General features: G+C 48.5%; 17 protein-coding genes and 1 pseudogene. 1 reads left to right on the top strand and 17 read right to left on the bottom strand.

Annotation, left to right across the window (positions count from 1 at the left end; translation table 11 throughout):
- Positions 1-273 precede the first annotated feature (273 nt).
- Positions 274-729, top strand: a pseudogene (locus LSG37_RS10875) (helix-turn-helix domain-containing protein); the annotation flags it as partial.
- A 55-nt stretch (positions 730-784) separates the two neighbouring features.
- On the opposite strand, the gene LSG37_RS10870 reads toward LSG37_RS10875, so the two are convergent.
- The 17 genes from LSG37_RS10870 to LSG37_RS10790 form a co-directional block, all read right to left on the bottom strand.
- Entirely contained in the window at positions 785-2,422 is a 1,638-nt protein-coding gene (locus tag LSG37_RS10870; RefSeq protein ID WP_233079897.1) for an eCIS core domain-containing protein, read from the bottom strand.
- Positions 2,423-2,600: 178 nt separating this feature from the next.
- The gene (locus tag LSG37_RS10865) at positions 2,601-3,383 is read right to left on the bottom strand and encodes a hypothetical protein (protein ID WP_233079896.1); all 783 of its coding nucleotides are present in this window, start codon (positions 3,381-3,383) and stop codon (positions 2,601-2,603) included.
- Between the two features lie 260 nt (positions 3,384-3,643).
- Entirely contained in the window at positions 3,644-4,780 is a 1,137-nt protein-coding gene (locus LSG37_RS10860) for an eCIS core domain-containing protein (RefSeq protein ID WP_233079895.1), read from the bottom strand.
- Between the two features lie 9 nt (positions 4,781-4,789).
- Positions 4,790-6,145, bottom strand: coding sequence for an ATP-binding protein (locus tag LSG37_RS10855; protein ID WP_233079894.1), 1,356 nt, complete (start codon positions 6,143-6,145; stop codon positions 4,790-4,792).
- A 4-nt stretch (positions 6,146-6,149) separates the two neighbouring features.
- Complete coding sequence (locus LSG37_RS10850; RefSeq protein WP_233079893.1) at positions 6,150-7,025, bottom strand: hypothetical protein; 876 nt, start codon at positions 7,023-7,025, stop codon at positions 6,150-6,152.
- Positions 7,026-7,045: 20 nt separating this feature from the next.
- The gene (locus LSG37_RS10845) at positions 7,046-7,912 is read right to left on the bottom strand and encodes a hypothetical protein (RefSeq protein ID WP_233079892.1); all 867 of its coding nucleotides are present in this window, start codon (positions 7,910-7,912) and stop codon (positions 7,046-7,048) included.
- A 33-nt stretch (positions 7,913-7,945) separates the two neighbouring features.
- Positions 7,946-9,751, bottom strand: coding sequence for a hypothetical protein (locus LSG37_RS10840; protein ID WP_233079891.1), 1,806 nt, complete (start codon positions 9,749-9,751; stop codon positions 7,946-7,948).
- Between the two features lie 72 nt (positions 9,752-9,823).
- Entirely contained in the window at positions 9,824-13,891 is a 4,068-nt protein-coding gene (locus LSG37_RS10835) for a contractile injection system tape measure protein (protein WP_233079890.1), read from the bottom strand.
- A complete protein-coding gene (locus tag LSG37_RS10830) occupies positions 13,888-16,575 on the bottom strand; it encodes a baseplate wedge protein (protein ID WP_233079889.1) in 2,688 nt (895 codons plus the stop codon). The genes LSG37_RS10835 and LSG37_RS10830 overlap by 4 nt, the downstream gene beginning before the upstream one ends.
- Positions 16,572-20,822, bottom strand: a complete 4,251-nt coding sequence (locus LSG37_RS10825) for a baseplate J/gp47 family protein (RefSeq protein WP_233079888.1) — start codon at positions 20,820-20,822, stop codon at positions 16,572-16,574. The genes LSG37_RS10830 and LSG37_RS10825 overlap by 4 nt, the downstream gene beginning before the upstream one ends.
- Positions 20,819-21,238 (bottom strand): GPW/gp25 family protein, encoded by a 420-nt coding sequence (locus tag LSG37_RS10820; protein WP_233079887.1) that lies wholly within the window; start codon positions 21,236-21,238, stop codon positions 20,819-20,821. The genes LSG37_RS10825 and LSG37_RS10820 overlap by 4 nt, the downstream gene beginning before the upstream one ends.
- A 10-nt stretch (positions 21,239-21,248) precedes the next feature.
- Positions 21,249-21,548, bottom strand: coding sequence for a PAAR domain-containing protein (locus LSG37_RS10815; protein WP_233079886.1), 300 nt, complete (start codon positions 21,546-21,548; stop codon positions 21,249-21,251).
- A gap of 16 nt (positions 21,549-21,564) precedes the next feature.
- A complete protein-coding gene (gene vgrG / locus LSG37_RS10810; protein ID WP_233079885.1) occupies positions 21,565-23,352 on the bottom strand; it encodes a type VI secretion system tip protein VgrG in 1,788 nt (595 codons plus the stop codon).
- A complete protein-coding gene (locus LSG37_RS10805; protein ID WP_233079884.1) occupies positions 23,345-24,022 on the bottom strand; it encodes a CIS tube protein in 678 nt (225 codons plus the stop codon). Before LSG37_RS10805 ends, vgrG begins: the two co-directional genes overlap by 8 nt.
- Before the next feature lie 18 nt (positions 24,023-24,040).
- Entirely contained in the window at positions 24,041-24,208 is a 168-nt protein-coding gene (locus LSG37_RS10800) for a DUF5908 family protein (protein ID WP_233079883.1), read from the bottom strand.
- 47 nt (positions 24,209-24,255) lie between these two features.
- Positions 24,256-24,714, bottom strand: a complete 459-nt coding sequence (locus tag LSG37_RS10795; protein ID WP_233079882.1) for a phage tail protein — start codon at positions 24,712-24,714, stop codon at positions 24,256-24,258.
- Entirely contained in the window at positions 24,707-25,177 is a 471-nt protein-coding gene (locus tag LSG37_RS10790; protein WP_127023245.1) for a phage tail protein, read from the bottom strand. The genes LSG37_RS10795 and LSG37_RS10790 overlap by 8 nt, the downstream gene beginning before the upstream one ends.
- Positions 25,178-25,201: the final 24 nt, after the last annotated feature.

Below are 25,201 nucleotides of genomic sequence, written 5' to 3'. Positions count from 1 at the left end.
AATATTATCCGCCTTAACGACGGCTAGACATAGGCGAAAGAAGCCGAAGGATCCAAAGCATCGGGCAAAAGCCAATAGATTCTGACAAGGCTGAGCCTTACTTGGCAGCTTGGGCCTCTTTTGGTTTGGTCACCTCGTCCTAATTCAGGATGGGAGGCGAGTCATCACATTAGACCTGACCCCCTTCCTGCAGCCACATCTGTGTGATTCGTAGACATCATTTCAATATACTGGGTGTTTATGAACAGAGAAATACAGCAACGCTTACATTGAATAAAGCTATACGAAGAGACCAACGATGCAGGGTTGGTCTGTCGTCGCTGTGGCGTATCCAGACCGACCTTAAGAAAATGGTGGCGGCGCTATCAACAAGACGGTGTGAACGGTTTGGTAAGCCAAAGCAGACGACCTAAAAACTCACCTTCCACTAAAGTTAGTCAAACTGAAGAGCAATTAATTTTATCTTTGAGGCGCTCTCGAAACCTTTGTGCCAGACGTATTCAAAGTGAACTCAGTCGCTTGCATGGGATTGAGCTGGAAATCGCGACTATTTATAAGGTCCTAACGAGAAATGAAGTAAAGCCTGTTGTTATCTATCGCAGAATACCGGATTACATCAGGTATGTGCGTCCAATACCTGGCTATAAAGTGCAAATGGATACCTGCAAAATTGGGCCGAATATCTATCAGTACACATCTATTGATGATTACACTCGCTATCGGATCTTATGAATCATCTCAGCCATGTCCCATCCCCTCTATCTTGCAAGAACCCGATTCATTTTTAAGCTGGCAAAGAAATCGCAGGCCAGTTTTTATAGTTAACTTGTTGATTCCAATCTAACATGGCGTTGGACACTTTGTTGGTACCGTCTTCCAGAATCGCCGCAAGTTTTGCAATCGTGCCATCATAGGTTCTTCTTTGCAATTCAATCGGCTCACTGATCGCGGCCTTTCGCATATTTTCCCAAGATTTAGTCATTTCAGGTTGCCGGGTAAAAAATTCACTGCCGGATAACTCATACTCCTTTTTGGGAGCGATAGGCTTGCGATCCCCGATTGGGCCAGATTTGCTCAGCGTATGAAATACGACCATCCAGTCATAAACCTGTTCTTGCCAATACATTTCCAGATGTTCATGCCACAATTCATGCTTCATCGTTTCCATCAGCCGTTTTCCTGTGCTGATCATCAATTTCCAGTTCTGTTCGACACGGTTCTTGAATAATGCATTGAGCGCTTCTTGACTAGCTGCTCCAATAGCGTCAGCGGCCCCCCCCGGCCCGGCCACAATTTTCTTTTTGAGCGTAATCTGCCCGCTGATGTCATCACCTGAATTGGTGAAAAAATCAATCGTGTTGCCCGGATTGACCATCGTTTCTACCGGAATATAGCTGAGCGTATCGAGCGTTTCATTCAACTCTTCCTTGCTCCACCCGCCACTTTCACCCCATCCTGCTTCCTGTTGAAAATCTGTGGCTGCTCTTTTGGCAAACTGCGCACTGGTAGCAAAAGGCCAGGTCCACTCTCCATTTGGGCCTAGCTGCCCTCTACTTTGCAGAAACGCATGGTACGACTGGATTTTCGCTTGGTAGCCGCCTTCATATGCTGAGAACCGACTTTCGGCTTGCGCGCTCCAAGCAACGACGTTATCGCGCACATCGGCGCCGCCTAATTCGGCCTTTAATAAATGCCCACCGATCAGGTCGGCACTGGTTTCGATCACTTTTTCTGCTCTCAGCTTGTTAATGGTCTGCGCTGCGTGCGGGTTTCGCTCTCCTTTATAGCCGTCAAATTTCAATCCTTTGAAAGGCAATTGATAAGTACGATAAAAATTCCCCGGCATTAATTGCACCACATCGGCTTTCATTTGTACCGTCTTCAATTGTCGCGCGTCAACAGCATTACTGACATTGTCGCCAGGCACTACCCTGGCACCATAGTTGAGTGCCTTAGCACCCATGCTATCGGCCTCATGCTCCAGCCCTTGATCATCATTGACTGCCACGCCCGCCTTCATTTGGATCATCGGTTTTACCCGCCCTTGCGCCTGTTGCACCACATGCCAGGCTTCGTGCGGCAGATGTTTTTCCTGCCCCGGCGCAAGATGAATATTGCTGCCCTGTGCATAGGCGTGGGCGTTGAGTTGAGCGGGTTGCGATGAGTTATAGTGCACTTTGACATGATCCATGCTCATTCCAGACAGCGATTCAATACCTGCTTTAAGCTGGTTCGGCAGACCGGTATTGTTCGGTTTTGCCGTGATGTCTGACACCAACTGCGCAGTGCGATTATCTGTTAAAGCACGAGCCTGGCTCACCTGGCCACGATTGTCTGGTAACACAGTTTCGCCTTTACGTTGGCTCACGGTGCCATCTTCGGACGACTGCTGTTTTTTGTGTTCAACCTTAAACTCAGCCATGTTATGCCCCTAATTAAATTGCACTTTCATGTTGTTTTTGCGAAATTCGCATTTAATGCTCTGGATCACATCGTCTTGCGTCAGCTGTTTTTTCCCCATGTTTACCGCGTTCAATACACTGTAGCCTTGCACGTGGTGATGGCACGCCCCGGCAAAATCCGACCCCATTTTCTCTATTTCAATAGGAGTTATAGCCTTTCGAACCATGTTCGCTCGTGCTAATTGCCCCCGCTTTTTTTCTGGCATCTTGTTCCTGAGTATTCATGCTTCCTAAAGCTGTGTGCGGGTGCAGTGCCAGACCCTTTGCCATCGCGGCTTTGAGGGTTCCGGCTGAGTAAGTTTCCAGGTCATCCCCATTCGCACCGTCATAGTCACGCGGATCGCCCATATTCGAAGTAATAGACCCCTGGATCGCGGCGGCGTGTTTTATATTTTTCTTCATGTCCCAATACCCCAGGCTTACATCGAACTGGTGGGTATGTTGATTCGCATTTGGGCTGCCGCTTACTTCAACGGTGTACCAAATAGGTGACTGATGAGTCCACAATTGCGTTTTCGCATAATTTTCCGTTGTCATCAAGTGCTGCTTATTGGCTGCCCGCGTGATCGGAAAAAGATTATTGTTTAAGGCTTTGCCACCCAGATTGTCATTCAATAGATGACCTTTTACCAAATCGCCGCCATTGATGACGTAGTGCGCCCTCAATGCATCCATCATCGGTGTCTGATCTGCATTGATATTCGCGCTTTCGCCTCGCACCGGATCAGCCGGATCGAGTAACGCTTCCATCTTCTTGCCGACAATCGTCTTATGTTTACCCCAGGTAAAATTTTGCCCTTCGTTCTTTACATAGGATTTAGCTTGCACTACGACACGGTTATCCTGTAGCGCCGGCCCACGTTTGCATTGCACACCCGCGGGTCCGCTGGCGAGGTTTTTCTTGAATATCATTTCAGTCATTGCTGTCTCTCCAAGTTGATCATGTTGTCGGTGGTACATGACATTACTCATGTATCGCAGCAGGCCGACATAGACTTTATAGTCACCGGAAATAGTGTAAATTTTTTGCAAATTTAATCATCCCAGCGAGTACGAAAATTACCGAAAATGCCACCTTACCCCCTGACGCTGCGGCAGTAATGCCGTATCCCCGCATGAACCATGCGCCCCAATTAGTGTATTGAGGTTCGCTGCATAAAAAATAAATCTGTATTTATGTATCAGGGTAGCTGCACATGCCACACGCCGAAGCCGCCGGGTCCAAGTGCCGCAACGCCCGCGTTGAAAGCATTTTCATGTGCGCGCCATATGCCGAAGGTCCCGCCCCAGCCACGGTTGACGATGGCATCTTGTGGAAACACCCAGTTGTTAAGGTCTCCTCGCCCTCCGTTCTGACGCCCCAGTGAATGCCCAGCATCATAATTGCCAGCGCCGGGCGGAGGATTGGGAATGTTGGCGAGCGGGCCAGGTGCAGCACCTGCAACAGGGGCGGCGGCGCCTGGTGGATAGAATGCATACGAGAAAGACACCGTAGGAAATTTTGGTGTTGCAGGATTGTTGACGTAGGTGCGCGTGCCCGGTGTGGTGACTGTGCCGGTTCCTAAATCTGCGGGTACCACCATAAAGGTATAAGGGTTGTTCAGGCTAATAGGGGCATTCACCAGGCGCTGTACTACCTCCCCCGTATCAGGATTCGTTCGCGGATTTTTCTTTTTTTGGGCTGTGTGGGTGGTAGGACCCTCGCTGTTTTTTTCTTTCCCTTTTTTTATTTTTTCAGCGATTTTCATCGCGTCAGACACTGTGGCTGCGCGTTGCAGCGGTGTGGTTCGCAGCGCAGGTGTCGTAAGTTTTGGAATACCTGCATTGCTAGTTTTTCGCTGCAACGCTTTCGCTCCCATCACATCCGCTTCTTTTTCCAACCCTACATCATCATTAACCCCCACCCCAGCTTTCATCTGCATGGTAGGCTTCACCCGCCCCTGCGCCTGCTGCACCACATGCCAAGCCTCATGTGGCAAATGTTTCTCCTGCCCCGCCCCCAAGTGAATCTCACTACCCTGTGCATAAGCATGCGCATTCAACTGCGCCGGTTTAGCCGAGTTATAGTGCACCTTCACATGGTCCATACTCAAACCAGATAGCGATTCAATCCCCGCCTTCAACTGGTTCGGCAGCCCCGTATTATTCGGTTTTGGCGAAGGATTTTGCACCAACTGCACGGCGCGATTATCGCTTAAAGCATGAGCCTGACTGACCTGACTACGATGATCAGGTAACACAGTTGTACCCTTGCGTTGGCTCACTGTGCCATGTTCAGAGGACTGCTGCTTTTTGTGTTCCACCTTAAACTCAGCCATGTTATGCCCCTAGTTAAATTGCACCGTCAGGTTGTCTTTGCGAAATTCGCGTTTAATGCCCTGGATCAGATCGTCGCGCTCTACCTGTTTTTTACCCCGGCTTACCGCGTTTAATGCGCAGTAACGCAACACGTTGATAATAGCGCCGCCCGCCAGTTCGTGATCTTGCGCGAGCTTCGTCAGGTCAATATCCCCGGCCAACTCACACACCCCTTCAAACGCTTTCTGCCATAGCTGTAAGCGCTGCGTCGCGCCCGGCATCTTAAAGTGGATCATCGATTGGAAACGGCGGGTGAAGGCCTCGTCCATATTCGCTTTGAGGTTTGTGGCGAGAATAACGGTGCCTGGAAAGTCCTCAATGCGTTGCAATAAATAACCGGTTTGCTGGTTGGCATGCCGGTCGTTAGAACTGGTGGCAGCCGTGCGCTTGCCGAACAACGCATCAGCCTCGTCAAAAAATAAAATCCAGTCTTTGTAACTGGCTGCATCAAATACTTTGCCGAGGTTTTTCTCTGTTTCGCCTATGTACTTCGATACGATCATCGACAAATCTACCCGATACACCTCACGCCCGGTCGATTTGCCCAGCAAGGCCGCCGTCAGGGTTTTTCCCGTACCAGGAGGGCCGTAAAACACAGCGCGAAAACCTGGCTTGACCTTACGGGCCAGGCCCCAATCACGCATCAGGCTATGACCATGGGTGATCCAGGCACGTATCTCCTGCACTTGCGACATCACATGGTGATCCAGCACTAAATCACTCCATGTCAGTGGGGTGACAATTGGGCTGGCGGGAAAGGCCGGGCTTAACTCTGGGCGGATTTTTTCTCCGGTCAACAGCAGCTGCAGCCATTGCTGCGACAAACTCCATACTCCGGATAACAGTGGTAGTTTGTCGTCCGATTGCTCCAGTGTAATCACCATTTCTGCAGCAAAGCGATGGCTGGGCGCGAGAATGCGCATGGCCTCCAGCCGCAACTCTGGGTTGTTGGCGCTCAGCAGAAATGCCAGCGTCTGCCCTGTAGGTAAAAAGCCGCTGAAGGCTTTATCGCTGTATCCGCCAAATTCACTAAAGCTACGATCGGTTGTACCGTTTACACTTAAAAAAACATCCAGATATTCAGGCCGAACATGGGGAGCCAACGCCAGCGCTAAGGCCAGGCGTTCAAAGGTATCGAGCTGCCAGTCCAAGGCCTGCCGCTCATATTCACTCTGCTCGGGCATCAGTTCGGGCGGCCTTATATCCAACCAGTGGTCTTGGTGCCCCTCGTGTTTCAGATAGCTGGCAATCACCTGCTGGATCACGGCATAGAGCCAGTCGAGCTCGCGATACAGCGCTTGTAGATTTTGTTCAGGCGTTGGCATAAGGCTAATCACTCAATAGGGCTACATCGTCAAGCGACATATCCACCCAGTTAAAAAAACCTATGCTGGTGGTCAGATTCAGCTCGTTGACTTTGACCAGATCAAGCAAATCGGCCTGCAGCCAGTTGGCTATTTCTCCTCCCCCCAATTCAGCTTTGTTTTCGACAACCAGACTCAGGTAGCGGTCAGTCATCGCATCACTCATCACCAATTTTTTGGCCTTAAAAAAATACGCAGCCTGGTCCTTGGTTTTTTCGTAGCAGGCTATGCCGGTGCATCGATCTGCTCTGGCCGAATTGTGACTGAGCAGGCTAAAGCTATTGCTTTCACAAAGTGCTGCCGACATTTCCAGGCGAGCATCGGCCTGCCCCGCCACAGCCAGCCCCCAGTCTTCCGCCGTCGCCACGCCGGTAATAACGTAAACCTGCCTGAAGCCATAATGCAGCTGAGTCAACTTTAAGGTCAGGTCATCTTTGATTTGGGCCCAGTTCAGTAGCAGGTTTGCTTTTGGCTTTCTTGCATGAAAGATAAAATCGCCTGGTTGCGAGAAATCGAGTACCTGCCTGGTCCAATAATAATCTTCACTATCACCTCCCTGTTCAGTCTGGGTCTCGCACAGAAGTTGCTTTACCCCACTGCTTAATTCCCAGCCGTTCTGATCCAGCGGGATCTCTCGGCTCACCAGCAAATTTTCTACTAAATGGGCATCGCCAATATTAAGCAAAGGCTGAAAGCGTCCCTGCCTCAGCTGACACAGGTCACCCAGCGCCAGCCTACGCGTGAAAGGGTGCATCGGCAGCCAGGCCGTCTGCTGATAGCAATGGCTGTAAAACTCTTTTTTAGACATGATTACCCCTCCAGTTGCAAGGCAGGCCAGCACAAGCCAGCCATCCCATACCTTTATGCTGCGTAAGCTGCAGCTGTTGCAGCTGCCAAGCCTGCTTTGTACGAATTCAGGCTGGTGGTAGCGGTCACCAACTCACTTTGAGCATAAGCCAGTTGCTGGTTTACTATATTAACGTTAGCCAGAGCCTGGTTATATTTTTCGCTCGCCTTGTCGTACGCTTGACGCACCAAGGCCAAAACACCGGTGCAATCTGCTGTAAAGCCAACGATAAAGTTGCCATCGACAACCAAACCAGTCACATCCTGCAGTCCGGAGACCTGTGCCTGCCGTTCAATTGTGCTTTTAAGCGTTGTAACCTGCTCGTTTTCAAGTGTGATGATCTGCTGAGATCGTAAGGAAGTCGCCTCGGCCACATAACAACTTTGCAATGCTACAAGCGTAAGAGCTACAGCATTGTTAGCGTCAGCTGTCGCCTTCGCCATAAAGCTAATCAAAGTATCAGGTATCAGTGGATTACTTAATTTTTGCTTGTTCACCAGTTGGCCAAACCTGTCTATCAGCTCAACCGTAAAAATCAATTTATTGATGAGTGTCGCCATTTCGCCTGACACCTGCTTGATTTCCGTGGTCGCAGTTCCGGTTTGTTTCAGTGCCAAGCCAGTGCTGGTGCACAAGGCCTTAACACTGGAATCGATGTCGATGGCCAGATTGAGGTTGGTCAAAGCTGCGGTTTTATTGGCCTCAGCTGCCGTTAAATAATCATTAAACTGGGCGGACTTGGCGGTCTCAGCATCAACAATAGCCTGGTATTGATCGACCTCGTATTGGGCTTCTGCCACTTGCATCGCCAACCAGTCGAGCGTGGCTTTTTCTTTGTAAACAATGCCGACTGCGAGTGAATTAATAGTCATGTTATTCATTTTTACTCTCCATAGAGTCGTGGTGTTTTATTGTTAAGCTTGAGTGCAGACAGTGATAGCTGGCAAGGTATTCGCCAATACATTGGCATACTGGGCCTGATCGCTTGGATCCCCAGTGGCTACCGTCAGTATGTAAGGCTGATACATTGTGTTTGGCTTGATCACGTTGCCGAAGTTGTCTGTGGTACTCGGCAGAAAACTGAATTCATAGTCACCGGATGCTGCTGACACTGCGATGTAATTCGCTGGTGAAACCTGCCCGGCAATGGACTGATTAAAATAGATGGGAGGCAAATTCCGGTTCTCAGGACAACGCAATAGATTGAGATCCGGCGTTCCGCCTTGCTCAACAAGAATGCACCGGAATTCATAATTAGATCCGGCAGTGGTCGATGTGGCCCCCGCAATCTGTGTTACGGCAGGTGCTGCAGAAGTCGCAGCAGGTTGTTGCACAGTGGCAGTGGCAGCTGCATCAGCCTGCGCCGCAACAGATTTCGCCTTACCTTTAGTTGAGGAGGCGGTAGCAGCATTTGGCTGCGCTGTCGCAGTGTCTGCAGATGAGCCCAATGGTGTAAATGTGAAATTGGCCGTCGACCAGGTCACGCCAGTTGCATCCGGGGTGCTATTTGGAGTAACTACCAGATTTTGCGCCAATGGCAAAGTGGTAGCCGGAGTAAAAGGCTGGCTTGGTGCAGACAATAACTCCGAATAATTACTGATGTATTGTTTGTATTCTTTGGAGAGCTCGATATACAAAAAGGCAACGTAGCTTGAACCGGCCTGAATAGAATTGCCAAACGCATCAGAGGTCAGCTGTATACTGGTCGGTGATCTCTGTACACCTGTGGCAGCGACGCTTGCATCTGGAGTAACACTCACAAAAAGGCTGTTGTCGCCCTTAGGTCGTTGTGAAAATAATTGCTCAACCTGATCAATCGAAAAGGTAGTCTGATTTTGCGCCGGCACCAGCGTCAAGTAGTACACAGGATCCGCATCTGGAATGCTCACAGCACCAGCTTGTTGCGAGTAAAAAGTGGGTAACGGCAGCGCCGCAAAGGACGCCGTGATTTCAGACCCTGACACTACGCTGATACTCAGGCACTGATTGAGTTGGTTGTTGCTGTTGTCGTATGCCGTATTAATGGCAGTCACTTCCCTTCTGGCGTCAGCAAGTTCTCCCTCGGCCTGCCGCTCCGCTTTGCTGGCTTTGGTTATTTGTGCATTTTCTGCAATGGCCAGTTTGGCAAATTTATCCAATTCCGCCTGGGTCGATGTAAACAAGTTATCTATTTTCGATTTCACACCAGTGGTTTGAGCTAAAACCTCGCTGATGGTAATTTCAGAGGTAGAGCCAGAGGCGTTCATCGCACTTTTTGAGATCCGTTTTGCTTCATTCGCCACTTCATTGATCAGGCTATTGGCGCTCTGAATTTTTTCGTACACATCTGTTTGGTATAAGGCTGCAGTTGCAATATTAAATGCGGCGCCTATATCTGAAGCCAGTAACGAAATCGCGTTGGATGCGATCTGCACGTTAGCAGCAGCAGTAGCCGTATTGGTGATGCTCACCGCTACATCGGTATTTGCCTCAGTGGCAGATGTGAGCAAATTGAACACCTGATTCGCGTTGATCAAGCTTTGATTATTGACGTTTTGCCAGGTGGTGACGTCAGCTTCTGTCCCCTCCAATTTGTCCCTTGCGCTGATTTCCGTTCCTTGCGCATAGTAAAGTGTGTATTCAGCCACAGTTTTTAATGAATCCAAATTGGACTGATTAAGCGCCAGAGCCGACAAGGTATTGACGACTGTCTGTTGAAGGTTTTCATTGTAGGTATTCATAAGTTCCTCATTTTTATTTGATTATTCAAACATTAATAACGTTGTTTCATTGCTCCATAAGCCGGACATCCGTTAGGTTGGCCATGTCACATAAATCGCTTTTTCCATCCAGGGCAATTTGATCACGGAATATGAAAAAGGCGCTCGCGCCAGCAGCACGTCATAGGCACGCCTGTCTACCACCACATCCCAGTGATCCTTTGCATCCGTTAACGACCCCTCTCTCACTAACCAATCCCCCCGGCATCCATCCACCGAACTACTACCTATGGCCTCCCAATGGCCAATCACGGAATTCAGCAGGCCGTGACAAAGGTCGGCCTCATCGGTGGAAATATCGATGCCGATTTCTACAGGCTCATGCAGTGCTAAACCGCAGAGCAATTTATTGAGCAGCAAGTGCTGTTCAGCAGTTTCACTGCACCCTGTTGCTAAAAACTGTAAGTAGTGCACAGCGCGTCGCTGAGCAAGGGGGGTGACAAATTGCTCGTTCTCAACCAGCCCCAGCCGGGAAAACAACATAGTGATAAAACCTTGCAGAATGACCAAACCGGCATTGTTTATCCGCATTGGAGTACTGTTGGCGACTGGATTTTTGGCGGCTGTGATGGCGTCCGCCAATCTAGCCTCAAGGCCCTTGGTCTGGTTGACTGCATTGGCGTGAGGTGATTTTTTAGCACAGAGCGCTTCGGTGTTATTCAGCACTTTTGTCGTTGCAAGCTGCAAAGGTTTTGCTAATGACTTCAGTTGTGGGGCAAAAGCTGTTTGTAGTAAGGCGATGTCGATCTGCTGTTGACGCATCAACTGGTATAAAAAATTGCTGACGAATTGCTCTGGTGCTAATGCGGCCCAATCGTTATTAAGCCAATGTTTCAAAACCAACTGAAATAACAATGCGTCACGCTGCCGTGCGGATGAATTGGGTATTTCAAGCCTCTGCAGACAGCGCTGAAACTTATCCAGCAGCATAATACCCGTCTGTTGCTGTGGCTCAGCGACACGCATTGCATCCAGGAGCCAAGCAAATGGCACAATACTGAGCAGCCGAAACATCACCCCATGCTGATGTTGTAAGTCGCCCAGCAGAGCCTTTAACAGGCTGGGTTTCACTGTAAATACGTCAAATAACAACCGACTCAAATCTATCGGCCGGGCAATCTTGAGCCTGGAAGGCGGTTGCCCCTGCTGTAACATGCAACGGGCGATTTCAATAAAAGCTGGATGATTTAAATACCCGGCCAGATAGTCTTGACTGAAATAGCTAGTAGCCGCGGCTTTGTCTTTATGTGTTTCTGCAGGAGTTGAATTATCCGGCTGAACGGATAACGTTGGGTCCTGCTCTGCTTTTTTCGATGTCCGGTCAATCAATAGCCTGTAGGCATTATTCCAATGCGTTTTTTGTAAAAGATGCTTTTGTTGCCTGAAACTTTCAACGCAGTCAGACAGAGGTACATTGAGACGTAAACAGGCACTGGCAATCATTCTGACAAGCAATTCACTGGCCGATAGATGATGTGCTCTGGCATCAAAGCTCAAGGTCCAGAATATTTCGGCCAGCTGTTTCTCCAACACCGCGCTGGCACCTTGCCAATAGCCTGCTTTCTGCCACAGCAAGGCCCAGTGTTTAATAGTGTCTTTCGCTGGTTTCAGTTCGTCAGGAAGTTGCTTCGATAGCCAGTGGCCAATAGGCTGACTATCACTCTTGTGGCTGAGTATGTTCAGCAGCAGATATTTATCCGGCTGACGCTCCAGCCAGTCAGAGATACTATGCCTGTCCTCTCGCTCCAGTTGGCGCCAGAGTACTGCCAGCGGCACAGCGTCAAGCCCCTGTGATGCAGCATCAAGTCCCTCTGACAAAGGACTGACTGAGCCAGTACCTTGTGGGATTAAACGATGTCGCAGCGCAGTAAAGAGTTCGTCAGAACTCCATTTCTTGTTCAGCACAACACTGAAAACATCATGGCCAGTCTTGAGCTGAGCCAATGAATGCTGGGAAGACGCTGCCGCGCCGCCTCCCCCTATTCCTGCTTGTATAACTGACAATAATGAGTTCGATAAATACTGAATCGAGCTATGAACCGGGCTATGTTGCAGAGCTAAGCCCCAGGCAGGTGTTGCATTCAGGTTAGGCCAACACAGATCCTGAGCCAGGCATTGCGCAATCTGCTGAGAAAGTGCAGAACTATTCACCCCACACTTTTGCTTCAGTAGCGCAACAAAGTCACGCCAAAAAGCTGCCAGCTCAAACCCACCCTGAGCGCCCAGCCTGGCCTTAGAAACTCCAGCTAACGCCTGGATTAACAAGGCTGGGACCTGATGCGCCAGATCAACACCATCCAGGGCAGGCAATTCAGCTCGCTTTTGCCAAAACAACAGACTGTCGATCAGTGATACACAAAACTCTGTCGCGTCAGGTTCAAGCAGATCGATCAATAAAGACAGATCGGCGGCCCCCACCAACCTGAGCAATCTCAGGCTAAGCAGTTCATTGCTGGTTCTTTGTAATTCTGCGGCACCTAACAGCATGGCAAGTGATTGCTCAGCACCTCCACCACTCAGGCTGTCGAGTATCAGTTGGCCGTGCGTCCCACCTGCTATGCCATAACCGCCATCAGTTCCCGTTTTCAGATAGTGCAGAGCCGCCTGCCAATAGGTTGTTCTGACGCCGGCAGCACTATGTCGTCTGTTTTGTTCACGCCTTAACTCTTTGAAAATTCCCAAGAGTTCAAAATGCTGATGATTTGGATGCTCTGTTTGTACACTATGAATTAACAGATCTAAAAACACAGCCAATTCAAATCTATGTAGCTTGCAGAGCTCCAGCAAGGTTTCATGAACCAATTGGCGACGATTAAATTTCGAGCTGCGCGCTGTCAAAAGGTAAGCCAGTACGACTTGCCATACCGTTTCCTTGTTCCAATTCTGTTTTCTGACCTGCGCTTGTGTTTGCTGAACGTGTGCCAGAATAAAGGAATGCTGTTGTGGTTCTGCGACTTGCACCAGCAAGGCCAATCCGGTGAAAGAAAAATGTTTCAATATGCCTTGGCGAGCTTTAACTGAGTGACCTTCAAGGAGCAACAGCTTGGCCATACGTTCGGCGTCCTGGCGTGCCAGTACTGAAAACAATTCGTCCACTTGCACTGTGTCCGGGCCGACAGCCTGTCGCCTGAGTCCGTAATGCACCATCTTTTGTAATGCCAGCCAAAGGTCTGGTGGTTCCGCAGATTGAACTACTGCTGTCGGACTAGTAGCGTGATCCTGGCGGTAAATCATTTTAATGGCGTTGAAAAAAGTCAGGGAGACTGCTCCCAATGATTCAAGCGCCGCTACCGCCTGAAACATTTGATCAAGCAACCTCTGGTAATCGATTTGATAGTGCTGGGCAACTTGCCATAGGTTGGCGCGAACAAAGCTGGTGGTGTTAAACAAAGTGCCTCTGTCAACCAGCAGGTGCTTCAGAATAGTCAGCCAGACAGATTCTCTGAATGCAGAGGCACCGGCTGCTGGCAAGTGCCGCTCCTCTTGCAGGGTGAACAGATCGTCTGCAAAAATACAGATGAAATCCCCCTGCCAGGGTTCAAGTAACCGGATGATGCTACGAATACGAACCTCACCTAATTGCCAGACGAGGCGTTGCCGCACTCTCTGTGAACGGCCTAAATAACGGATGATATCGATGGTAGCGCTGGGGTTATGCTCCAGTTGTCGATCCAGTATTTGCAACGCACTTTCAGTTCCGCTAAACCACCAGGGCGTAGTTCCATGCTGTAAAAACCAGGTCACAAAGTCTTGCATTGATTCGACATGGTCCATAATCCGCAACGTGCCGCCATCGTTAGATGCCACAGCAATTTGCTCATGGGCGAGCATTTTTCCCAAAGCTCTATGTACACTGGCGGTTAATCGCCTGGGTAGCTCGTACGCCAAATCGTCGAACAGCATATCTCCCAAATCCAGCTCCAAGCTGGTAATACGCCAGGTTTGTGTGGTGGGACAGAGTTCATTGAAAGATTGTTCCAGCAGTTCGGTGAGCGCTGTATTGCTCCACAGGCTAATGAAATCCTGAAGCTCCTGCACTTTGGCTTCTTGATCAAAGCCGGTTTGCCAACAGCATTGGGCTATCAGGTGGCTGGTCGTCATGGTTGGACTGCCTCGGCTTTTTCCGCTGATAAGCCAAGCTTCGATGCCAGTTCACCTTTTGACGCGTTACACAAATCAAAAGCCGCCTTTGCTGCTTTTCTGGTCACGGATACAGTCGGATCGTCGGCTTTCTTTTGGCTCAAAACATGAAGGAGGGAATTACAGTTATCTCTGTTATTTTTCCAGTCCACATAGTTTGAAATGATGTCCTTCATCGCATCAAAGGGGGTCGGTACATAGTGCATCTCAACATAAGCCGGCCAATGCAAACTCACCAATGTATCGATAAAGTTCTGAAATTTTGGCTGCTGGATCAGCGTCACGTAGTTTGGAAAAATCAGGCTGGCTGTTAAAAAATATGGCGCTACGACCTGGGGTTGTGGGTTGCCCACCAGCAGTATGGATTCAATCAGCAAAAAGCCTTTTCGTTGGGTGGACAGCCAAAGCAATTGGTCGGCGTACTGTTGATAATCTTCTGCGGTGGCAGCAGAACAACAGACGATATCCATCAAGCATTGATTGCCCTCAACCAATTGATGTTTTTTGTCTTCCCCTTGACCACGAATAACCGAAATATCCGAATCAGCTAAGCGATAACTTGGCTCGCAACTGTTTAACCAGTCGTGGAAATCAGGGGCATCAAGCAAGGCATACAATGTTCCGGCAAGAGATCGCCAGCGCCCAGGCAGACCGAGCAAAATAGCTGCTTTATGCTCAAAGGCAGAAAAGTGTTCAAAATCAGAGGGTTTTAACCTGGCGTCGGAAAAAATCTTTGCCTGATCCACTTCTCCATCCAGGGTTGGAAAAACTGGTTTGTGCCACCACTGTTGTTTTGCTGCATTGCTCCCGCCTTTAGCCTCAACAGTATTGGAACTGGCGGCGTCATGCTGATTGATAGCATCGATAATGGACGCATCGCCGGGCATAGGTAACAGCTTGACTGCACTCACATTGAAGGCGCGAGTGCGGTTATAGGACAACAATTCAAAGTTCTGCAACCATATGGTCTTTACGATAATGCGCGTCTTGAGCTTGCTGCCAAACCATTGGCATGTCTCGATCATCTCATCATACAAAATCGCGTCATCGCCATGACGGGCCATCAGATGAGACAACATGGCATCTCGCCGGGTTGTTGCCTCCAACTCGTTTTCCATGTGTTGGCGCAAACCGTATATGTATTCATTAAATTGAAAATTTTTGTATTTTTTCCAGGCTTCATTTTCAACCTGTTCGTCCGGTTTACCTGGATCGATCTGATAATGAAATGCGTCATGCCCCCGCAACAATGGCTTCACCTGTGGAATGTCATACAGCGGCTGACAATGGTATGTGGTGGTGAATTTTTTGTAGGGAAGGCCTGGGTTGGGTAAACCGGTCTGCTCTGGTTTGCTGTGAGGTGTCCCGAACGAAAACAGATCACCTATATGCGCAACCTGAGAAAATTGGTTGGCCAGTAATTGATCAAAAGCCATCAGATAGCCTTTCAACTGGCGCGACTGCGCAACCCGATAACTCGCTGCATCGGACTGAAGCGAGTTATGGCCTATGCCATAAACATCCGGGAAGGTGTTTTGTACAGAGTAATAGTCTTCAATGTTGCGATAGTTGCCCTGGGGTAATTCGGGAAATAAATCAATTTTCGCCTCAACACTTGCAGCCTGATGCTTTGAGCTCAGTGCAGCTAAATACGGCTGGCCAGACTGATTTGGCTCCGTATTCAGCTGTATGCCATTTCGCACTAATTTGAATGTGTCAGAGAGCGTGAAATTGGGCAGTTCGGTTTTTTTGATCGCAACGGCATTGGTGTTGACATAGCCGCTAAAGTTCAGACTTTCCACGTACCACACGCCATCTATAGCAGCAATCAGACCGGTCAAGTCAGACAGACTAACATTCAGGCATTGCGCTTTAAGCGCATCTTTCCCCGCGATCCAGCCGTTAGAGGTTTTGGGTCCATTAAAAATATCTTCCGGGTTAAGACCCTGGGCTAAAAGCTCTTTATAGCCGGATTGAACTGCAGCAGGAGCCGCATAGTTAAGTAAAGCTTGCGCTATCAGGCTCTCTACTTTCGCAGCATTCGCTGATGGTGTAAGCCACACAGTGCCTGCCAGTTGAATATCTAACGGTGTCAGGTTTTTTGGACGCAGGAACCACTCGGCAAGATTGCGGTGCTGGTTCAGCAGGACATGCACAGCCTTGATGATCTGATCGACATCCGTTTGTCCGGAGCTATCCTTTAAACTCAGATAACTTTTGTAGCGCCCCGTGTATAGGGTCTGACGGCTGTCGCCCCCTGGTTCGGGCACGGAAACAGACTCTGGTTCTATATAAATCACCCGCACTTGCGGCACATGAGCCAGCACCAGCTTGCGATAATCATCAGGCGTAACAGGGGTCGATGTCAGAATATTTTGTGGCTGAAAGAACTGATCCTGGAAATGAATAGTTCCGTCTGCTTGTGTCAGCACATCAGCTATCGGAAATTGTGCGCAATAGCCTAATTCAGTCAGGGCGTAACAGAGTTGATCGAGAATAGTGATACCCGGATCACTCTCGTTATAATTGGTCCACACCTTTCCGGACAAGGCCTGCAGTTGTTTTATTCCGTCCCGCTTCAGCACTGCAAAATTGAGCGCATCAGGCAGCGGTTCATCGATAATATAATAATCATCGCCCGTCATGCCTGGCCTCCGGCAACTGTCACCAGTGTTATTGCATGCTGTTGGTGCGACACCAATACCGACTCATCGTCGTTATCACCTTCAACACAAACCATCAGGCTTAAACCTGACACTGAGACCACACCAGCCTGAGCAGATAAAAACCGGATTAATTCAGATTGATTAATGTCCTGCGTCACGCTTCTTTGCGGTAAATCACTGCGGATCCAGGGCGATAAGTAGACTCTTAATTTCTGATTTATGGCCTTTTCCATTGCATTTGCATTGGCCTGTGGATCAATGAGTAATGTGGTACTAATCCTCACGATCTGATGTTTCAGGTTAAAGACACTGAGCTTCGTCATGGCCGAGGTTCGGCATGCAATATGCTGAACTATTGCCGCCTGATCTAAAGCGTCAACCACAGGCCTGAACGCGTTAGGTAGTTGTGCATTGGAGTAGCCTTTGACTAAGCCAATGCGAACAGACCCCCCCTTTCCTTTGATAGCTTTGGCATAAAACAAATTCATGCAGGCGCTGTGAGCCATATCCACCAAATCGATGGCTGTGACACATCTGTCTTTATTGTTCAACCGCTCACTGACACGCCGATAAAAACTGCTGTAGCCACCATAGCTATTTCTGTTTTCAGCGGGTAATCCACCAAATGAAGGAAATGGCTGGGTAATGCTGGCAATTTGGGCCCATTTGTTTTGCGTAGCGCTAATGCTGTTTGCATCGATTTGCGGTATTTCACCTGCAGGCAAGCCAACTGTTGAAACGCGAGTCAACTTTACTGCCTGAGTATCCAAATAACTAAATTTGATGTCGGTGGCCTTGTCATTGGGTTTGGTCGCTATCGCCAACCAGAAATCAGCATTGGGCATGATAGGTGATGCAAGGTAAGACAGGTTTATCTCCGCTTGTTCGATGTTTACCTGCTGAAGCACGCTAAGCTGCTGTTCGGCAGCGGTCAGCCGAAGATCAACGGACGTCAATGACGGAATATCAAAGGTGATAATGCCCGGGCAAGTCAGGTTATTGGTATCGTTTTGCAACACCTTAATTGGCTGCCAACCGTTATTTGTCCAGTAGTAATAGCCAATACTGTCACTCTGTGCTGAAGCTTGATTGTCATCCGCGCTTATTTCGGCAAACAAGGTCAAGCTGCAAGGTGCAACAACCCCACTGAGTGATAGATACAAACAACCTTGCCCTCCCGCGCCGGCAAACAGAGGCAGCCCAGCAGAAACAGCATCTTGCGGCGTCAGATTGCAAAAACCATAAGCTTGCTCAGTGTTCGTCGCATCGTAAGCGAGATAAGGTTTAAACGAACCATAGTGGTAAAGCTCCAGCGGATAGGCCTGCGGATCGATGTTCTGCTCAGGAGAAATGTCTGTCACTGCACTGGCGCTATAACTGCCCTGTAAGCTGGACAGCTTTGGGCTATAAGGCGGGTTGGGGATAGGTAGAGGTTTTGCTTTAGGATCTTTGAGGATCAGCGCCTGCGCATTGTTAAAACTAACGTATGAAATCACCTGGGCGTACAGACTAGTACCAAAAGCATCATCAGGTGTTTCCAAATCAAACCGCAGATAGCCATTGTTCGCATCAGTGACCCCGGGCAATGGTGATAGCGCAAGCTGCGGTATGGCGGTACTCATGGGATTGAATCTAAAAGTAAAGCTGCTACTTTGCAGATTAAGACCAGGCGGGCTAGATGACTGCTGAAACAAGCACACAGCATCTGGAGTGAACGCCATCTGTGTTGGCGCTGGCGAGTCCATTTGGAGCTCTTCAGTCAGCTGTGACGACTCGCAGCTTGGCCTGCCCACTGGCAACATAGGACGGAAGAATGGCGGCAGGATCGGGCTCAATAACGCAATCCACCCTACAATCATAGTTACTATTCGCTCAAAAATAGATGGGCGCTTCACTGGCTTGACCGGCGGTAATGGACTGTCACCGGCCTCAGGGGTCAACCCTTGCCAGCTTTTTGACGTCAGTAAACCCCACTGTCCGGTAAATGATGTATTCGTAAATAGTGATGCGGCAGTCGAAACAGCTACAGCCTCTGCGGCGGCAACTAAAGCCAACACTGTATTTTGCGCTTTAGCAGTTGCTGCGGCCGCAGTAGTTACAACTGCAGCCTCTGTAGCTATAGTCGCCGCAACTGATGCTGATGCCACAGCAACGGACGCTGAAGCTAAGGCCGCCGCAGCCGATGCTATTGCCTCTGCTGTACTTGGAGGCGGAGGTGCAGCTTCTACTGCCGCCTTTGCAGTCTTTACTGCTGTGTTTGCAGCGGTCACTGCGGCCTGTGCCGCTATCACGGCATCCGTTGATGCCGCAGCTTGCGTTTCAGCTGATGTTCCTTTGGCTTGGCTTGCCGCTGTTTTAACATCACTGACCGCGCTGGTCGCTGCACTTACTGCAGCCGCAACCAGCGATAGTATTTCCGCAGCTCCCTGAGTAAATAAATACTGATTGTACTGAGCGTAATAATCGCAAAAATTGGTGGGCAATTTATCCCAGTTGATATTCAGCGTAAGCGAGTCCAGCGGCTTGGCGAAGCACTCATTGCTGCCAACATAAAAACAATCCCCCACTTCGGGCACTGGGCCGAATAGTTGTTGCGACCCGGTATTTGCTAATGGCGAACTATGGTTCGCTAATGAAAAATGACTGAACTGGTCAACCTGAACCTGAATACAGACCTTCGCCAGATTGGGAGGCAGGCTTAAGTCGACAGACGGACTCAGCATTATTTTGAGCATGGGCCAGGCACTGCTAAAACCATCCGGGCTTTTACTAAAGGCAGCTATGGCGGGTGCTTCCGGTGGCAGCGTGATCTTTATCTCTACACCACAAGGTGCTGGAAGGATCTTGATATAGCCCTGGCTCAGCGCAAACCAGGTTTTTTCTGTGCTTAAGTAAAACTGGTTAGTTGGGAAAGCCTGGATAAAATCAGTAAGCGCAGCGCTGGTTGATGCAGCAGAGGGAGATAATGAAGAATCGCTTTGAAAGGTTAATGTAACACTGATCGTTCTCAGCCCGCCCTGCAAAAACAATAGAGGAGATGCCAAAACAAAGCCTTGTTGCACCGGCAGCCCTTCATTGTTGCCAAAGCCATCCCAACTGACTATTTCCTCTAACGGGTTGCGTGAAACCTGAGTCGGCTTAGCTATGGTGTTCAGATACAAAACCCTGGCATCCGGATGGGTTTGATCATAATAAAGTGTCTGCACTGATGAAATCATGGCATGGTTGATTTCAGTGTCAGCCGGATTGGCAAACATTATCCCGCTCTGATCGGGATAGTTCCCCGCCTTAAATAAGGTGCCAGCAGGCAAGTTCATTGGCTGAGCTTTGTCGGCCAGTTTCAGGCAGACAAATACCTGATCGGCCTGTGCGCTCTGCAAAGATTGCTGCAGAATATGATCATAATAAAAATCGAGGTGCTTTGTGCTGAACTGGTTAATGACCTTTTGTTGCGTTTCCATTAACCGGCTAAAAGCCATTAACAAGGCTGTATCGGGGTAAGGAGTTGGTTGATTTTCCTGTTGATAAAAAGCCTGTGTCGCATGTTCAATTACTTGCACAAAGACATCAAATACGCTGTGAAAAATGCAGCTGCAACTGTTAGCCAGTGATCCAATGGCAACGAGGTCTGTTTCATCCGTGAATGATAAACCACGCTGGCTGTTTTGGCCGTTGAACCAAACCGGCTCGAAGCTGCGATAAAATGCAGTGTCAGGCGCATTAACCATTCCCTTAGTTGCAGTACAAATTCGTTGCTGCAATGCGAGCATGGAGCAGAGTTGGCCAGCTAATGTTTCTTCTATCATTTTTTTTAGAAAAAGATACAAGCTTCCTGTGTTAGCGCTTGCATTTAACCCTATGAAATAAAACCATTTATTAATGGTTGCAAACAGGGTTTGCAGCAAGGGGATCAACCGGTTGACATAGTCAGCGTCGCCGGTTTGTGATTTCAACTTCCCCCCTTCTAACAGCATGAATTCGGCATGATAAAAGCTGTAATCCGTTTTACTGATCGCAGCGAGCAAAATGCAGGGGTCTTTCATAAAAAAAGACTGCCAATGACCAGCAGGTTGATTGTTTTGATCGTAATACAAAATCAATTGAGAAAATGCGGCAACAAAAGCCAGCCGATCACGGTTGTTTCGCCCATCAACTTTGATACTGCCGGGGTCCAGCGCCCTGGCAAGTTGACTGCTGCGATTTTCCGCAATGGCATCTGCATTCATAACGGGCTGACCGGCAAGTGAGTGCCTTCAAGCAGTGAGAATGGGAATACATGGTTGTGGCGTGTATTGGTCTGCTTGATTTTGTACGAAATGGACAGAGTCGCGATACTCCCGTCTTCAGATAGCGAAATATCAACATCCTCAACGCTAATTCTCGGTTCACTATTCAACAAGGTTGTTTTGACCGATTGAATAATTTCTTCCTGTAAGGTCGCATCAAGACGGCAAAACAGGTAACGGCATAAATCGCAGCCGTAATTAGGCATCAAACTGCGGCTGCCTCGTGGCGTTTTCATCAGCAAGTCAATCGACTGATTGATATTGCTTTCGCCAGAACTCAGCTGCAGTTGGTAATTTGCGTTATCAAATACAGGTGGAAACGACCAGCCTGTTCCTAAGAAGCTACTTTCATTCATGCTTGATCACTTAGCCTCCAATGATGACGGTAAAACAACCCAACACAATAGAACCACCATGCGCCGTGGAATCCCCTATTCTGGCTGCAGGCATATTGTTAATCATGACAGTAGACGACCCTTTCACTATCGAATCCGGTGGACCAACGCAAACCGCCATATCACCGACTTTGGCAGCCGGCAATTTACCAATCAGAACAGTAGGTGCACCAGGCCCGGTTATAGGGCCTCCAACATGGGGGATAGGTGGCAATCCCGGAGTCACCATAGGGCAAGTGTGAAAATCAGTTAAGCGGGCGGCAGGTGGCATAAGTTCTCCTTAACACTCAATTAATCATCACCATAGCGGCTTTCAGTATTAGCTCTGTGCCACCTTGAACCTGAGCTGTCATATTGCCTTTTGCCGTATACTGCAGCTGGGCCGTTTCCTTAATGTTGTTCCCTGTTGTGCTGACATCGCCACCTGAGCTTTGAATATCGATGCCGGTATTACCCTTGATACTGACCTTTTGCCCTGCCTGTAAGTTAATGTCTTTATCGCTTTTGATAGTGATACCTGACGAGGTCATCAGCAATGAGTTGCCATTCTCGTCTTTCACTTCGATCTGCTTATTTTTGTCATCCAGTACAAGGGTGTTTTGCCCCGGCGTGGTCAGGGTAAGTATTTTGTTTTCGTCATCAAACATGATGCGCAGCTCACTTTTAGTGACTATGCCTTTCATGCTGTTTTTTTCATTTGGAGTAAAATCGGAATAGGGCTTGTTTTTTTGACTGTAAACGCTGCCGAGGATCACCGGATAACGCGGGTCCTGATTCAAAAAACCCAGAATGACTTCGTCGCCAACTTCAGGTAAAAAGAATGCGCCTTGCCCATTGGTTGAATAAAAATTGGCCAGCCTTGCCCATAAACCTGCCCCTTTGTCGTTAAACAACGCAACCTCAACCAGGATCCGATATTCGCTATCCGGATCGGCGTTTATTTTGACAACAGTTGCATTAAATAAGCCTGCAATGCCGGGAACTAATCCAGCCGCAGAAGGCGCTTCCACTTCATGTTCTTGCACAAACCATTCTTGCGACAAGCCAATATTGACTTCAGTAGCCCAGTTACCATCAGAAATGTCATGCCGCACCGAAGATACGAAATGATCGCCATCAAAACGAGCTCCCATACCGGCCAAGGTCACATAATTTCCGGGTACAACACCAGCTGTTCCCTGAAAGCGGGCATCTCCTGTTATTTTGGACAATTCACTTTTTAACATCTGTGCTTTGGCCCAACTTTGGAGTTCATCGGTGCTCTCTGCAGCCGTTGTTTGCAGCTCGTAGTTGGCTAACCCCACCACTGCAGAAAGCGTTTTGCTGCTTAAATTTCCCGGGCCTGCCAGATTATTAGCAGCCTGCGCTGTGGTTAATTTTTGATTGGGGTAATCCCAGGCGCTCGCCGTGACCTGTGCCAATTGAGTGATGGCGTTCAGGTCGGCATTAAATTCAAAAAGATTGTTGCCGTAAGTCAAAGTCAGAACAGAAGAGGTCTCTGTGACAGGATTAAACACCGTCACTTTATTATTGATGGTGCTGACCAGCATGCTGTTCACTTCGGCACGCGCCAACATGAAGTCCCAATCGGTCACATAATATTGCACCAATTCGGGTAATTGGTTTGAAGTGGCGGTGACAGACGCAGTTAACCCCGCCTGAGCCTGGATCAGGGTACTGATCACATCGCTGTCCTTGGTTTTGCTAAAGGCAGCGCTTTTGCGCCCGACAGTCATTTTTACCGCTTTATCTTTGCATTCAATCTCTAGTATGGGACCGCTGGAGTTGGCCACACGCAGTGATTGTTTCGTTACTATGCCATTAAAGAGCAGTGTGTTTTTACTATCGTAGCCCACTTCGATACTGATCTCGTTGCCTGGCACAAACACAGCCGAAGCGCTGATGACAAAAGATTCTTTGGCAGCGTCGCCGTCCAACAAGGAAATAGTGGCAGTTGCAATACGGTTAATCGTTTGATCAATATGTATAGCATACACCTGATAGCTATCCGGTATGGCGGAGCCAGCCGTCTTGATGCTACATGTCACTACACCACCGGGTTTTGTATTAGGCATTTGTCGTATTTCCAGCTTTCAGCGGCGGCACCGTTAATACCGTTCCGGGATGCAAACGTCTGAACTTATTCAGGCCATTAAACTGGGCGATTTGCAGGTAATAATTTGGCGAGAGGTATATCTGATTAGAGATTTGCGGCAAATTGTCGCCCTCAACAAGGCTGACCAAATGGCTCATATCAGGGGATTTTTTATCATCTTTTTTCGCCAATGTGGCCGCATCAATGGACGACGAGAATTCAAGCGAAATCTTCGCTCTGAGCGGAGTGCCATCGGGCTTAAAAAATGTGTAGGACAAATTGAAGCTGGTTAATACACATTTAAAGGCCAGGCCACTTCCCCAATTAATAATGACGTAATTAGGGCGGTGAATGTCACCGTTATAGTCGTAAATCACTTTCGATAGCTTGCTCACTTCATTTGGTAAATTCACCCTTTTACTATCAACCACTCCAGTGCAGTCGATCACCAAATCGAAACTCAACTTTTCACTTAACGTCTTGCTGTACTTGGAAGCAGGAGCACTACTATCGATACTGGTTTCTTCGTTGTATTGAATACTGCGGTTCCATTGCAGTTTTTCAGGATTGAGCATGACTTCATAGTCGCCTTTAGCCACTTTAGTCGTAAAGGTTCCATCGCTATACGCCACTATCTTCATATTGCTCATATAAACACCAAGCTCCGTTTAACGATCAAAACTGGTTTTTGGCGATTGTTTTTTAAGCTTTTTTAAACAATCCTGGACGATTTTCTGACTTAATGCTGATTGTTCCACAGCACGGCTTTTTTCTTCCCGCACCGCATGGCTTGCGATCTGGGTTTTGATGATGAGTTCACGAATTTCTACTGGCATTTCTATTCACCCACTAATTCATTTTTATAAAACTCTGAACCGGCAAATCATTTTTTATTCCGGCTATCGTTCACCGTGAAATATTGATAGGCCAACTCAATGGTCTCAATCAGAATGCTGCTTTCCTGCGCTTTCAAATCGCTTACCGACCATTTGATCGGGTAGGCCCTGACAAAATCCCAACTCATACAGGACTCGCCATTTTCATTGAGCAAATTCAATGAAATATCTTTGACAATAATTGGCTTCGCAAGACCTGAATCGAGGGTAAGCTGGCACCACTTAATAAGCGGTGATGCTTCCGATGCGATCCCCCGTTTTAAAACCAGATTTGGGTAGGTGGTGATACCGGGCAACCTATACTTAAAACGATTCTCGCCCCCACTCACCACCTCCTCAACTCCAATTTCAGCACTCAAACCTGAAACTTCCTGAAAGCCAACATCGCTGCCAGTGCTGCGGGAAATTGCTAAGCCAAAATAAAAACCTGTTTTTAAATCAAGCATTATTTGTATTGGTGATCGTCAAAGACTCATAGGCAATTTCTATCGTATCTACCGCCACTTCGTTGCCATCAGACTTCAAGTCAGTGCTGGTGATTTTTGTCGGCCAGGCATTGGCTAAGCTCCATTGCATGGTCACCTTACCCGCCTCATTCAGTAGCCTGATGATGACAGTGCGGCGCGCTATGGTGTTCATGGTAATTTCCGACATCCAGTTCCAGAACGTATTGTCACCAACAAAAATTCCGCGTTTCATCGTGACGTTGCCATATTTCACAATGCCGGGCATTTTTATGGTGGAGAACAATGGGTTGTTACTGGCCCGGTATTCGATAACCTGAACCTCTTTATCCATCCCGGAAACTTCCTGGAATGAGATCCCTGTCAACTCAGTACCGAAGTCAACGTCGAAACGAAATTTGGGCATTGGCCAGGTTGAGCCTTCTTTTACACCTGTATCAGCCATGATAAATCCTCGATTAAAATTAAA

Source organism: Rheinheimera soli, assembly GCF_021290985.1.
In the GTDB taxonomy this organism is placed as follows: Bacteria; Pseudomonadota; Gammaproteobacteria; order Enterobacterales; family Alteromonadaceae; genus Pararheinheimera; species Pararheinheimera soli.
The sequence above is the reverse complement of the archived record's forward strand: the minus strand, read 5'-3'. Positions and strand labels throughout refer to the sequence as shown.